Origin of the sequence: Pseudomonas sp. EZ-C24 (genome assembly GCF_014525325.1) — a bacterium.
In the GTDB taxonomy this organism is placed as follows: Bacteria; Pseudomonadota; Gammaproteobacteria; order Pseudomonadales; family Pseudomonadaceae; genus Aquipseudomonas; species Aquipseudomonas shirazensis.
Genome location: NZ_JACDIU010000021.1, coordinates 74,019 through 86,684 on the forward strand (window position 1 = coordinate 74,019; position 12,666 = coordinate 86,684).

Sequence of the window (12,666 nt, forward strand, 5' to 3'; positions counted from 1 at the left end):
CCGCTTTTTTTTGGTCCCTTATAAATAGCGCGCTAACCTCTTCATCTACGCTGGCTTGAAACCCATTGGCCTTTACCCCATCTAAGCACCATAGTCATTAACTCAGGTGCCTCATGAGCGACCAGCAGGATCATTCGGAACAGCCCGACGAACATAGCGAAATCGAACACCTCGAAGGCGCCGCAATCCCTGGCCATGCCCTGGCCCTGCCCGGCCAACAGCTGCCAGACAAGGTCTACGTCATCCCGATTCACAACCGCCCATTCTTCCCGGCCCAGGTGCTGCCGGTGATCGTCAACGAAGAGCCATGGGCAGAAACCCTCGACCTGGTGGCCAAGACCGATCACCACTCGCTGGCGCTGTTCTTCATGGATACGCCGCCCGAAGATCACCGTCACTTCGACACTTCGGCATTGCCCGAGTACGGCACCCTGGTCAAGGTCCACCACGCCAGCCGCGAGAACGGCAAGCTGCAGTTCGTTGCCCAGGGCCTGACCCGGGTGCGCATCCGTACCTGGCTCAAACACCATCGCCCACCTTATCTGGTCGAAGTCGAGTACCCGCGCCAGTCGACCGAGCCGACCGATGAGGTCAAGGCGTACGGCATGGCCTTGATCAACGCGATCAAGGAGTTGCTGCCGCTCAACCCGTTGTACAGCGAAGAGCTGAAGAACTATCTCAACCGCTTCAGCCCCAACGACCCGTCGCCGCTGACCGACTTTGCTGCGGCACTGACCTCGGCCACCGGCAAGCAGCTGCAGGAAGTGCTCGACTGCGTGCCCATGCTCAAACGCATGGAAAAAGTCTTGCCGATGCTGCGCAAGGAAGTGGAAGTCGCCCACCTGCAGAACGAGATCTCGGCAGAGGTCAACCGGCAGATCGGCGAGCACCAGCGCGAGTTCTTCCTCAAGGAACAGCTCAAGGTCATCCAGCAGGAACTTGGCCTGACCAAGGACGACCGCAGCGCCGACCTTGAGCAGTTCAAGCAGCGCCTGGAGGGCAAGACCCTGCCTGCCACCGCGAAAAAACGCCTTGATGAAGAGCTGGGCAAGCTGGCGATCCTGGAAACCGGCTCGCCGGAATACGCCGTTACCCGCAACTATCTGGAATGGGCCAGCGCCCTGCCCTGGGGCGTTTACGGCAAGGACAAGCTCGACCTCAAGCATGCACGCAAGGTGCTTGATCAGCATCACGCCGGGCTGGATGACATCAAGGAGCGGATTCTCGAGTTCCTCGCCGTCGGCGCCTGGAAAGGCGAGATCAGTGGCTCGATCGTGTTGCTGGTTGGCCCGCCCGGGGTGGGCAAGACCAGCATCGGCAAGTCCATCGCCGAATCGCTCGGCCGGCCGTTCTACCGCTTCAGTGTCGGCGGCATGCGCGACGAGGCCGAGATCAAGGGCCACCGCCGCACCTACATTGGCGCCCAGCCGGGCAAGCTGGTGCAGGCGCTGAAAGACGTTGAGGTGATGAACCCGGTGATCATGCTCGACGAGATCGACAAGATGGGCCAGAGCTATCAGGGCGACCCGGCCTCGGCGCTGCTGGAAACCCTCGACCCGGAGCAAAACGTCGATTTCCTTGATCACTATCTGGACTTGCGCCTGGACCTGTCCAAGGTGTTGTTCGTGTGTACCGCCAACACCCTCGACTCGATTCCGGGGCCTCTGCTCGACCGCATGGAAGTGATCCGCCTGTCTGGTTACATCACCGAAGAGAAGCTGGCCATCGCCAAGCGTCACCTGTGGCCCAAGCAGCTGGAGAAAGCCGGTGTCGCCAAAACCAGCCTGAGTATCAGCGACGCTGCGCTGCGCCTGGTAATCGATGGCTATGCCCGCGAAGCGGGTGTGCGCCAATTGGAAAAGCAATTGGGCAAGCTGGTGCGCAAGGCGGTCATGAAGCTGCTTGAAGACCCGCAGGCCAAACTCAAGATAGGCCCCAAGGATCTTGAAGCGGCACTGGGTATGCCGGTGTTCCGCAGCGAACAGGTGCTGGCTGGCAAAGGTGTGATAACCGGCTTGGCCTGGACCAGCATGGGCGGTGCCACGCTGCCGATCGAAGCCACGCGCATTCATACGCTCAACCGCGGCTTCAAGCTGACCGGCAAACTGGGTGATGTCATGAAGGAATCTGCTGAAATTGCCTACAGCTACGTCAGCGCCAATCTTAAGCAGTTTGGCGGCGACCCCGGTTTCTTCAACGAGGCTTTCATTCACCTGCATGTGCCTGAGGGTGCCACGCCCAAGGACGGTCCGAGTGCCGGCGTAACCATGGCCAGCGCACTGTTGTCGCTGGCTCGCGATCAGGCGCCGAAAAAAGGCGTGGCCATGACTGGCGAGCTGACCCTGACCGGCCAGGTCCTGCCGATCGGCGGTGTGCGCGAGAAGATCATCGCCGCCAAGCGGCAAAAACTCTTCGAGCTGATCCTCCCCGAAGCCAACCGCGGCGACTTCGAGGAACTGCCGGAGTACCTGCGCGAAGGGCTTACGGTGCATTTCGCCAAACGCTTTACCGACGTGGCCAAGGTATTATTCTGATCTGAGGGCGTTCGACCCCGTGCTGCCAGTCACGGGGTCGAACAGCCGAAAACACCAGCAGGCTGGACAGACCTGCAAGTGCTTCGGTTATGCTCGGTCATCGCCCGTTTCCGGAGCCAACATGACAGCCACCCGCCTCCTTGTCGCCTCAAGCCTGACCCTGATCACCGCCTGCGCCCAGCAGCCCCCGCAGAACGTCGACCTGGACGCGAAACATGAATGTCCTGTCCGCCTGCAACTGGGTCAGAGCCTGACGTTGAGCCTCCCGAGCAACCCGACCACCGGCTACCGCTGGCGGGTCGACAACGCTGCACCTGAAGTCCTCCGAGCGCTGAGCCCGGAGGTGTACAGCCAGCCGGAAGCGGCCGGCCTGGTCGGCAGCGCTGGCGTCTCGACCTGGCGCTTCCAGGCCAAGGCTGTCGGAGCAGCCCAGCTGACTCTGGTCTACCAGCAGCCCTGGGCACCAGAAGTACGGCCAGTGCAAACCTTCGATTGCGCCATCTCGGTCAGGTGATACTGATCACCCACCCTCGAATTGCCGGCGCACCTGCAACAGGTAGTCGTGGATGTTGCGCAACGCCGTCAGCAGCTCACGTCGCTCGACGGTATTGATTGCCAGTTGCTCCAGAGGCTGCCAACCGCTGGTGAGTTTGGCCGCCTCCTGCAACCATTGACCGTGCAGCGTGCCCAGTTCATCCAGCCCGTCGTACTGCGCAAGTTCCTCCTGACTCCTGGCCAGACGCGCCTGAGTCTTCGCGAGACTCTCGTGCTGTTCCTTCAGACGTTTGTCCAGGACACCCACCGCCTTGACCAGATCGGCAAACTTGCGTGCGGCAGCCAGTTCGTCGATCCCTTCGTTGAGTCTGCGAATGCCGGCCTTGATCACGGCTGGATCGAGGCTTGGGTCCTTGAGCAGAGCCAGGGCGGCATCAACATCCTGCTCTTTGGGAATAAGGCCTTTGAACGCCTTGCTCATCGAGGGCTTTTCCAAGGCATCAATGAGCTGGTGAATGTCGTGCAGGCGCTGCTGCTGTTTCGCCAGCATTTCTTCAAGACCACTGATCGCTGATTGTTGCGCGCTGATCGACGACCTGAGCTCCCCCCGTAGCACTGCAGCGTCAGGTAACGGGTGACTGCAGACGTCGGCGATGGCGCCGCTTGCCTGGGCCATCGCCTGCTGCACAGTACCTCGCGCCCGCAGCAACTCCTGCCCGTTCTCTTCACCTTCATCCTCCTGGGCGTCCTCCAGCGGCTCCTTTAATGCAACCCACGCCGCGAGGATTTTTGTCCGAAGTACCTTGTTCCCGTGTTCGATACGTTTCGACAGATCGCCAATCTGCTCGCGCAGGGCGGGCAGCATCAATGTGGCTTCACCGTGAGCGATATCGTTGACTCGCGTCTCGACCTTCAGCATGTTCGCAATATCGGGCAACAGCGACGCCGTGTTTTTCATGTCCATAACCCAACCTTCCCTTAAGAGACTATCGTTTCATTGAACAACTTTGAAATTGTCTTGGAGATTCCCAGGATGTCTTTCCAAGGACTGATCACTCGCTGAAACTGCCGCACAAATTTTTTCAGCATTACCTGGGTGTCAACTTTTTCGAGCTGCGCCAACGATTGCTCAACGTAGACTTCCAGCAACACCCAGACATCTTCGAGATTCTTGACGGCGGTCCTGACCTCGACCAGACGGAACTGCAAGTCCATGATCAGTCTCTTGGTCAATTCAAAGCTTTCAGACTGCGCGAGCAACTTGCTCTTACGAACAGCCGACGCTTCCCGTCTGGCGATCAGCGTATTCTTCTCGGCCCGCACTTCCTCGGCTTGAGCACCGTAGATGCCACCGGTAATCAAGAGCCCTACCGGCCCGAAAACAAGGCCATAAAAGGAAGCGCCGACCAGACCGTTATACTCGTCAAGCTTGCGCTCGATCGCGTTATCCAGCTCCGTCAACTCCAGGTCGATTTTCTGCACTTCAAGGGAAACGTCTTTCTTGTTCATCGCCTTGAGCAAACCGTCCGCAGTCGGCTTAAGGTGACTGCCAATGACATCTGCAAACCTATCGGTGAGCGCTTTGACATGCCGGATCGACTTCAATCGCTCCTTGATCTGCGATTCAATGTCTTTCAGGTAACTGTCCACGCCCTCCTTAAAGGTCGCCGTGTCCTTGCGGGACAGCGGAACAGGCGGTGCTTTTTCCAGATCAATATCATTGAGTGACGTGTTTTCCAACGATGCCCACGCGTCAGTCGATTTCAACTCGGCAATAAAAGCTACCCCTTCAGTGAACAAGGTCTCGGCGAATACCTGCAGTTCGCTGCCCATCTTCTTGCACGCATCTTCGATGTCATCCCATCCGTTGACATGCCTGCGCAGGTTGTCGTAGAAACGGTGCACGTCGTCAATCTCTAACCCCACGGCGGCAAAATCCAGCGTACCGGCCAGTTCCTCGCGAGAGGAGGGCAATCGGCGCACGGCCGCTTCGTAACGCTTTATCATCAGCAGGTTGTCCTTGCTGAAAATGAAAGCCGGTTCGTCTTTCTTCAAATCGAAGATCTGTTGGGGAATCCGCTCAGCCCGCTCACTCGGCGTCAGTTCTTCAAACGTCGGGGGGCGAACCGCGTCTGCTGCGCCAGACTTCACCGGGGTTTCAGTGCTCTCACTCATCGCTGCTCTCCACGCAATGTCAATTGGCAACACGGGATCATGGCCTTGACTGCGACTAAGAGCCTAAGCCTGTGACCACCCGACCGAAGTCGGCACAACGTTGAAGCACTGACAGAAATGTCAACGTTCGACGCCAGAACGCTGAGAAATGGAATCGTTGCCACCGGTCCCCGATTTGCGCTGTCTGGCCCTGCTACATAGGCAGCGACGACCGCGTTAGCTAGAATACTGCCCCACCTTTTTTCCCAAGAGCCCGCAGTGAGCCAGACACCCGACCGCCTGTTTGCAAGGCCCCTGGACCAGGTGCCCGACTTCGCCTTCAACGAGGACGTGGTGCGGGTGTTCCCGGACATGATCAAGCGCTCGGTGCCCGGTTACCCGACCATCGTCGAAAACCTTGGCGTGCTGGCCGCGCGTTTTGCCCAGCCACACTCCGCGCTGTATGACCTCGGCGCCTCGCTGGGTGCGGTTACCCAGTCGTTGCGCCGCCACGTGCGCAGCGACGGCTGCCGGGTGATCGCCGTGGACAACTCGGCAGCCATGGTCGAACGCTGTCGCCAGTACCTCACCGCGCAAGACTCGATGTTCCAGGAACTGCTCCCGGTCCAGGTGCTCGAGGCGGATATTCTGGCCCTGCCATTCGAGGCAGCCTCGGTGGTGGCGATGAATTTCACCCTGCAGTTCATCGCCCCCACCCAGCGCCTCGAACTGCTCAGCCGCATCCGCCAGACACTGCTGCCGGGCGGGGCGTTGATCCTCTCGGAAAAACTCTGCTTCGCCGATGACCAGGAACAGGCACTCCTGAACGAACTGCACCTGGACTTCAAACGCGCCAACGGCTACAGCGAACTGGAAATTGCCCAGAAGCGCAGCGCCATCGAACACGTGATGAAACCCGACACCCTCGAAACCCACAAGGCGCGCCTGCATGCGGCCGGTTTCAGCAAGGTCGTGCCGTGGTTCCAATGCCTAAACTTCGCCTCACTGATAGCCCTGCCATGATCGATTTGTCCCCCCTGGTCCGCCGTCTGGCGGGCACCCCCCTGGCCACCTGGTCACAAGGCCTGCAAGCCCAACTGGCCAGCAAGATGGAAAAAGGCCACGGTGACCTTGAGCGCTGGCATGGCGCCCTCGAGGCGCTGCCTGAGCTGGTGCCGAGTGAAGTTGACCTGGTCAATGGCCTGAGTCTGCACAGCCCCTGCGACGAGGCGACGCGCGCTCAGCTGCAGCAGGCCTTGATGGGCCTGTCGCCTTGGCGCAAGGGCCCGTTCGAGTTGTTTGGCGTCCATGTCGACACCGAATGGCATTCGGACTGGAAGTGGGCGCGGGTCAGCCCGCACCTGGACCTGACCGGCAAGCGTGTGCTGGATGTCGGCTGCGGCAACGGCTACTACCAATGGCGCATGCTCGGCGCCGGCGCTGACATGGTGGTCGGAGTCGACCCCAACTGGCTGTTCTTCTGCCAGTTCCAGGCGGTGCACAAGTACCTGCCCGAGCTGCCGGCGTGGCACCTGCCATTCGCCCTTGAGGACCTGCCGGCCAACCTCGAAGGCTTCGACACGGTGTTTTCGATGGGTGTGTTCTATCATCGTCGTTCGCCCATCGAGCACTTGCTGGCGCTCAAGGACTGCCTGGTAAAAGGCGGTGAGCTGGTGCTGGAAACTCTGGTCATCGAAGGCGACGAGAATCAAGTGCTGGTTCCCGAAGACCGCTATGCGCAGATGCGCAATGTCTGGTTCTTGCCTTCGGTACCGGCACTGGAGCGCCTGCTGCGGCGCGCCGGCTTCAGTGACGTGCGCTGCGTCGACGTCAGTGTCACCAGTGTCGAGGAGCAGCGCAGCACCGAGTGGATGCGCTATCAGTCTCTGAGCGACTTTCTCGACCCGCAGGACCACAGCCGCACCATCGAAGGCCTGCCCGCCCCGCGGCGGGCGACGATCCTGGCGCGCAAGTAAACCCGGCCGCAACCATCCTGTCTGCTCAGCGCGTCGTCTGGCTAACCGCCAGATGACGCGCTGATGACAAATCCGTTATTCACGCCGATCCACCCCAGGCTTGGCGTACTATCGCGCGCTTGACCTTGATCCAGCTTCAGGGTCGACAATCCCTCTCCCGAATTCTGCCTGAGCCCGAGCATGCGCCTACTGATCATCGAGGACGAACTGCGGACTGCCGATTACCTTCAGCAAGGACTGCGCGAAAACGGCTATGTCGTGGATTGCGCACACACTGGCATCGACGGCCTGCACATGGCCCGCCAGCAGGCCTATGACCTGGTCATTCTGGACGTCAACCTGCCGGAACTGGACGGCTGGGCCGTACTGCAACGGCTACGCGCCGAGTCGGCCACGCGAATCATGATGCTCACCGCTCACGGTCGCCTGTCTGACCGGGTCAAGGGCCTGGATCTGGGCGCGGATGACTACCTGCTCAAGCCATTCGAATTTCCCGAATTGCTGGCGCGGATCCGCAGCCTGTTGCGGCGCAATGATCAGCAGGTACAGCCGAGCACATTGCGCGTCGCCGACCTGGAGCTGGACCCTGGCCGCCACCGGGCCTGGCGTGGCAGCACACGTATCGACCTCACTGCCAAGGAGTTCTCGCTGCTGCACCTGCTGATGCGCCAGAGCGGCGAGGTGCTGTCACGCACGCAGATCATCTCGCTGGTGTGGGACATGAACTTCGATTGCGACACCAACGTTGTCGAGGTGTCGATCCGGCGCTTGCGGGCCAAGATCGACGATCCCTTCGAAGACAAACTGATCCACACCCTGCGCGGTGTTGGCTACGTGCTCGAGGCGCGCCGTTGAAACCCGCCAGCCTGTCTCTGCGGCTTGGTCTGAGCGTGACCCTGATGGGCGCCGCGCTGGTGCTGCTGTTGGCCTGCCTGGCGGTGTTTGCCCTCGACCATGAACTGGACAGCCGCGCGCGCAAGGACCTCGCGCGCAAGATGCTGCAGGTAGAACACAACCTGCGGGTCGACCTGCGTAGCGCTGACCTGGCCAGCCGCGCCCACCCACTGCTCGACCTGGTCATGGGCCATGACAACCTAAGCCTCAGCGTGATGGCTCTGAATGGCCGCCATGCAGCCCTGCTCAGCCTGGGCCCGGCGCTGCAGTCACAGCGCCTGCGCGAGCTGCCGTGGAGCGACGGCCAGACCTTTCAGGAATGGAAGGACAGCAGCGGAGCGCAGTTTCTCAGCGTGACGCAGGCGATGCGGCTGCGCGATGACACCCCGGTGCGGGTAATGATGACCCTCAATCGCGCCGACGATCACTACCTGTTGCACGCCTACCTGCGCTCGACTCTGCTGGCCTTGCCGTTGTTACTGCTGCTGATTGGCGTCTGTGCCTGGAAGCTGGTGCAGCGCAGTTTGAAACCACTGAGGCGGTTTCGCCGGATCGCCGGCCAGGTGTCTGCGCAAGCGCTCGACCATCGACTGCCCTCCAGCGGCCTGCCGCAGGAACTGGCCGACCTCGCCCGCTCGATCAATGTGATGCTGGATCGGCTCGATCAGGGTGTGCGCCAGTTGTCGCAGTTTTCCGACGACCTCGCGCATGAGCTACGCACGCCCCTGAGCAACCTGATGGGCAAGGCCCAGGTTACCCTCGCCCGCCCACGCGACAGCGGCGATTATCGCGAGGTGCTGGAAGACAGCATCGAAGAACTGACTCGGCTCAACCGCATCATCAACGACATGTTGTTTCTCGCGCAGGTCAGCCAGCCGCAGGCCCAGGTCGAGTTCAAACCGCTGGCGCTGGCCGACGAAGTCGTGCGCGTCAGCGAGCTGTTTGCCATCAGCGCCGAAGTGAAGGATATCGAGATCAGGCATCAAGGCTGGGCCACCGCCCTGGGCGACCGGCTGATGTGCCAACGGGCCTTGTCCAACCTGCTCAGCAACGCACTAAGACATGGCCCCGAGGGCAGCGTCGTAACCATTGGCATTGGCCGCCATGCACAGCAGGCCTGGGTATGGGTTGAGAACCACGGGCCGGGGATCGCTGACGAGCACCTGCCACACCTGTTCGAAAGGTTCTACCGGGCCGACAGCGGTCGCTCGCGGCTCGATGGCGGCACTGGCCTGGGGCTGGCGATCGTGCAGTCGATCATGCAACTGCACGGCGGCCGGGTCGAGGTCAGCAGCCAGGCGCATGGGCCAACCCGGTTTACCTTGCTGTTTCGTGCCGAGTGACGCCGATCAGCGCGAGGCCTGCAGGATCAACGCCTTCATTTCAGCCACGGCGGCCTTGAAGCCGACAAACAGCGCATGCGCCACCAGCGCGTGACCGATGTTCAGCTCGTTGATGCCCTTGATCGCCGCGACCGCCTCGACGTTGTGGTAATGCAGGCCGTGGCCGGCGTTGACGATCAGGCCCTGGCCGACGCCAAACGCGACGCCGTCGGCGATGCGCTTGAGCTCATCGGCCACCTCGGTTGGGGTCAGCGCATCGGCATAGCGACCGGTGTGCAGCTCGATGGCCGGCGCGCCGACCCGTCGCGAAGCTTCGATCTGGCGCTCGTCGGCATCGATGAACAACGACACTTCAGCGCCGGTGCGGGCCAGGCGCTCGACGGCCGCCTTGATCCGCGCTTCCTGACCGGCCACATCGAGGCCGCCTTCGGTGGTCAGTTCCTGACGGGTTTCCGGGACCAGGCAGATGTGCGCCGGGCGAATCTGCTCAGCGAACAGCATCATCTCTTCGGTAACGCCCATCTCGAAGTTCATCCGCGTCTGCAGCACGTCCTTGAGCAACAGTACATCGCGCTCCTGGATATGCCGGCGGTCTTCACGCAGGTGTACGGTAATGCCGTCGGCGCCCGCTTCTTCGGCGTCCAGCGCGGCCTTGACCGGATCTGGATAGCGGGTGCCGCGGGCCTGGCGCAAGGTCGCCACGTGGTCGATGTTGACGCCGAGAAGCATGCGGTTGCTATGAGTCACGAAAGGCTCTCCTGAAGATGTAGCCGCACAGCATACGACGTGCTCAGCGCTTGCGAAACAACTCCCGACTCACCAACGGTTTTGGCCCCAGGTGGACGGCCAGGGCCTGGCGCATCAGTCGCTTGGCTGCCAGCAATGCGCCAGGCGCTTCCCACTCGGCGTGGGCCAGTGCGAGCAGTTCATCGCCCCTGAACAACCCGGGCTGGAACAGCTCCACCCGCTCAAGCCCGGCGTCGACCTGCAGGCGGTACAGACCAGTGGCGGCGATAGGCTCGGCGTTGACGTCGTGATCCAGGGCAAAGGCGTAACCGAGCTGCTCCAGCAGGCGCCATTCAAAGGCCCGCAGCAACGGCTCCAATGGCCGGCCCTGGCCCAACGCCTGCAGGGTCAGGGCATAGTGCTCGAACAGCGCTGGGTATGGCGCCTCGGCCGGCAGCAGGCGCATCAGCAGTTCATTCAGGTACAAGCCGCTGAACAGTGCATCACCATTGAGCCAGGCGGCAATGCCGGCGCTGTCGAGGCGGTTGACGTTCTTCAGCTCGCCGCGTCCACGCAGCTCGACTTCCAACGGCACGAACGAGCGCACCAGGCTGCCACCCTTGCCCCGCGCCCGGCGCAGCACCGCACGCACGCGACCTTGCGGCGTGAAAAAGTCCACCAGCGCGCTGGTCTCGCGGTACGCACGGCTGTGCAGCACGTACGCCGGCTGACCTTGAGGTTGTTCCATGGGGAAGGCCCGGATGCAGAACGGCCCGGAACAATCCGGGCCGTTGGGGGTGTGTTACAGGTCGCCGTAGCCCAGCGAGCGCAGGGCGCGCTCATCATCGGACCAACCGCCTTTGACCTTGACCCAAAGGTTGAGCATGACCTTGGCGTCGAACAGCGTTTCCATGTCCTTGCGCGCGTCGGAGCCGATGCGCTTGATACGCTCGCCTTTGTCGCCAATGATGATCTTCTTCTGGCCATCACGCTCGACGAGGATCAGGGCATGGATGTGCAGCACATGGCCTTGCTGCTTGAACTCTTCGATCTCGACAGTGATCTGGTACGGCAGCTCGGCACCCAGTTGGCGCATGATCTTCTCGCGGACCAGTTCGGCGGCGAGGAAGCGGCTGCTGCGGTCGGTGATCTGGTCTTCCGGGAAGAAGTGATCGTTCTCCGGCAGCTGCTTGGCGATCAGTGCTTCCAGCGCTTCGAGGTTGTGCCCCTGCTGGGCGGAGATCGGCACGACTTCGGCGTTCGGCAGTTGCTCCTGCAGCCATTTCAGGTGCGGGATCAATTCGGCCTTCTCGTCCATCCGGTCGGTCTTGTTGACCGCGATGATCAGCGGACCGGTAACGTACTGGACACGCTCGAGCACCAGTTGGTCCTCGTCGGTCCAGCGGGTACGGTCAACCACGAAGATCACCACGTCGACGTCCTTGAGGGCGGCCGAAGCGGTGCGGTTCATGTAGCGGTTGAGCGCCTTGTCGTTGGCCTTGTGCATGCCTGGGGTATCGACGTAGATCGCCTGCACGTCACCCTCGGTCTTGATCCCGAGCATGTTGTGGCGGGTGGTCTGCGGCTTGCGCGAGGTGATCGCCAGCTTTTGCCCGAGGATATGGTTGAGCAAGGTCGACTTGCCAACGTTGGGGCGACCGACAATGGCTACGTAGCCGCAACGGGTTGGGTTGTTCTCAGTCATTACCATTCTCCACGCCCAGGGCGATCAGTGCAGCGGCGGCGGCGACTTGCTCGGCAATACGCCGGCTTACGCCCTGGCCACGGCTCTTGTTGTTCAGCAGGACCACTTCGCATTCGACGAAGAAGGTCCGGCAATGAGGTTCGCCCTGGATATCGACCACTTCATAACGCGGCAAATCGCAACCACGCGACTGCAGAAACTCCTGCAGGCGGGTTTTCGGGTCTTTATTGGTGTCGACCAGTGTCAGGCTCTCGAACTCATCGGTCAGCCAGGCCAGAATGCGCTCGCGCGCGGTCTGCATGTCGGCATCCAGATAGATGGCGCCAATCAGCGCCTCGAGGGCATCGGCGAGGATCGATTCGCGGCGAAAACCACCGCTTTTCAGCTCACCCGAACCCAGTCGGAGGAATTCTCCCAGGTCGAATCCACGCGCCAGCCGCGCCAGAGTTTCACCCTTGACCAGGCGTGCGCGCAGGCGCGACAGCTGGCCTTCGCGGGCCTGCGGGAAGCGCTCGAACAGCGCCTCGCCGGCGACGAAATTGAGGATGGCGTCGCCAAGAAACTCCAGGCGCTCGTTATTGCGCCCGGCATAGCTGCGATGGGTCAGGGCCAGCAACATCTGGTCCTGATCCTTGAAGGTATAGCCGAGCTTGCGCTCCAGGCGTGCAAGGGAAGCAGTCATGCGGCCACCCGTTTGTTGTTCAACGCGTTGTTCAAATCAACATCCTGAAAAGACGGTATGGCTGTGAATCGCTGCCAGTTGGTAGCGCCCCCGTGTTTCAAGACGCTCTCGACCTTGAGTACACAGCCTATGTCAGAAAAGCATTCGGCGCTGTCTG

Annotated in this window: 12 protein-coding genes; 6 read left to right on the top strand and 6 right to left on the bottom strand. The window is 61.4% G+C overall.

The genetic code is table 11. The features are described from left to right. The first annotated feature begins 113 nt into the window (after positions 1-113). Both lon and IDM28_RS17715 read left to right on the top strand, forming a co-directional pair. Positions 114-2,534: an endopeptidase La gene (lon, locus tag IDM28_RS17710; protein WP_188036576.1), complete on the top strand. Its 2,421-nt coding sequence runs from the start codon at positions 114-116 to the stop codon at positions 2,532-2,534. Positions 2,535-2,655: 121 nt separating this feature from the next. Beyond that, positions 2,656-3,048, top strand: a complete 393-nt coding sequence (locus IDM28_RS17715; RefSeq protein ID WP_150570578.1) for a protease inhibitor I42 family protein — start codon at positions 2,656-2,658, stop codon at positions 3,046-3,048. Between the two features lie 6 nt (positions 3,049-3,054). Here IDM28_RS17715 and IDM28_RS17720 read toward each other — a convergent pair whose 3' ends face one another. Beyond that, on the bottom strand, positions 3,055-3,993 hold the full coding sequence (locus tag IDM28_RS17720) for an alpha-xenorhabdolysin family binary toxin subunit B (RefSeq protein ID WP_188036577.1): 939 nt from the start codon (positions 3,991-3,993) through the stop codon (positions 3,055-3,057). Between the two features lie 14 nt (positions 3,994-4,007). After that, positions 4,008-5,204, bottom strand: a complete 1,197-nt coding sequence (locus IDM28_RS17725) for an alpha-xenorhabdolysin family binary toxin subunit A (protein WP_188036578.1) — start codon at positions 5,202-5,204, stop codon at positions 4,008-4,010. A 258-nt stretch (positions 5,205-5,462) separates the two neighbouring features. Here IDM28_RS17725 and cmoA point away from each other — a divergent pair, with 258 nt between their 5' ends. From cmoA to IDM28_RS17745, 4 genes are all read left to right on the top strand, one after another. After that, positions 5,463-6,206: a carboxy-S-adenosyl-L-methionine synthase CmoA gene (cmoA, locus tag IDM28_RS17730; RefSeq protein WP_188036579.1), complete on the top strand. Its 744-nt coding sequence runs from the start codon at positions 5,463-5,465 to the stop codon at positions 6,204-6,206. Then, positions 6,203-7,159, top strand: coding sequence for a tRNA 5-methoxyuridine(34)/uridine 5-oxyacetic acid(34) synthase CmoB (gene cmoB, locus IDM28_RS17735; RefSeq protein ID WP_188036580.1), 957 nt, complete (start codon positions 6,203-6,205; stop codon positions 7,157-7,159). The genes cmoA and cmoB overlap by 4 nt, the downstream gene beginning before the upstream one ends. A 180-nt stretch (positions 7,160-7,339) precedes the next feature. Further along, complete coding sequence (locus tag IDM28_RS17740) at positions 7,340-8,014, top strand: heavy metal response regulator transcription factor (protein WP_101321878.1); 675 nt, start codon at positions 7,340-7,342, stop codon at positions 8,012-8,014. Next, complete coding sequence (locus IDM28_RS17745) at positions 8,011-9,396, top strand: heavy metal sensor histidine kinase (protein ID WP_150572215.1); 1,386 nt, start codon at positions 8,011-8,013, stop codon at positions 9,394-9,396. Before IDM28_RS17740 ends, IDM28_RS17745 begins: the two co-directional genes overlap by 4 nt. Positions 9,397-9,402: 6 nt before the next feature. Here the strand turns inward: IDM28_RS17745 and pdxJ are convergent, their stop codons facing one another. The 4 genes from pdxJ to rnc all read right to left on the bottom strand — a co-directional run bounded on the left by pdxJ (position 9,403) and on the right by rnc (position 12,509). Beyond that, positions 9,403-10,125: a pyridoxine 5'-phosphate synthase gene (gene pdxJ, locus IDM28_RS17750; protein WP_219855757.1), complete on the bottom strand. Its 723-nt coding sequence runs from the start codon at positions 10,123-10,125 to the stop codon at positions 9,403-9,405. Positions 10,126-10,186: 61 nt separating this feature from the next. Continuing rightward, positions 10,187-10,870, bottom strand: coding sequence for a DNA repair protein RecO (gene recO, locus IDM28_RS17755; RefSeq protein ID WP_101321881.1), 684 nt, complete (start codon positions 10,868-10,870; stop codon positions 10,187-10,189). Positions 10,871-10,924: 54 nt separating this feature from the next. Further along, positions 10,925-11,827: a GTPase Era gene (era, locus tag IDM28_RS17760; protein ID WP_101321882.1), complete on the bottom strand. Its 903-nt coding sequence runs from the start codon at positions 11,825-11,827 to the stop codon at positions 10,925-10,927. Beyond that, positions 11,820-12,509 carry a ribonuclease III gene (gene rnc / locus IDM28_RS17765; protein ID WP_101321883.1) on the bottom strand — a complete coding sequence of 230 codons (690 nt, stop codon included), beginning with the start codon at positions 12,507-12,509 and terminating at the stop codon, positions 11,820-11,822. Before rnc ends, era begins: the two co-directional genes overlap by 8 nt. Positions 12,510-12,666 lie beyond the last annotated feature (157 nt).

Bases quoted from the DNA above. Each gene is read 5' to 3' on its own strand.
- lon (WP_188036576.1), top strand. From the start codon at position 114: ATGAGCGACCAGCAGGATCATTCGGAACAGCCCGACGAACATAGCGAA.
- IDM28_RS17715 (WP_150570578.1), top strand. From the start codon at position 2,656: ATGACAGCCACCCGCCTCCTTGTCGCCTCAAGCCTGACCCTGATCACC.
- IDM28_RS17720 (WP_188036577.1), bottom strand. From the start codon at position 3,993: ATGGACATGAAAAACACGGCGTCGCTGTTGCCCGATATTGCGAACATG.
- IDM28_RS17725 (WP_188036578.1), bottom strand. From the start codon at position 5,204: ATGAGTGAGAGCACTGAAACCCCGGTGAAGTCTGGCGCAGCAGACGCG.
- cmoB (WP_188036580.1), top strand. From the start codon at position 6,203: ATGATCGATTTGTCCCCCCTGGTCCGCCGTCTGGCGGGCACCCCCCTG.
- IDM28_RS17740 (WP_101321878.1), top strand. From the start codon at position 7,340: ATGCGCCTACTGATCATCGAGGACGAACTGCGGACTGCCGATTACCTT.
- pdxJ (WP_219855757.1), bottom strand. From the start codon at position 10,125: ATGCTTCTCGGCGTCAACATCGACCACGTGGCGACCTTGCGCCAGGCC.
- recO (WP_101321881.1), bottom strand. From the start codon at position 10,870: ATGGAACAACCTCAAGGTCAGCCGGCGTACGTGCTGCACAGCCGTGCG.
- era (WP_101321882.1), bottom strand. From the start codon at position 11,827: ATGACTGAGAACAACCCAACCCGTTGCGGCTACGTAGCCATTGTCGGT.
- rnc (WP_101321883.1), bottom strand. From the start codon at position 12,509: ATGACTGCTTCCCTTGCACGCCTGGAGCGCAAGCTCGGCTATACCTTC.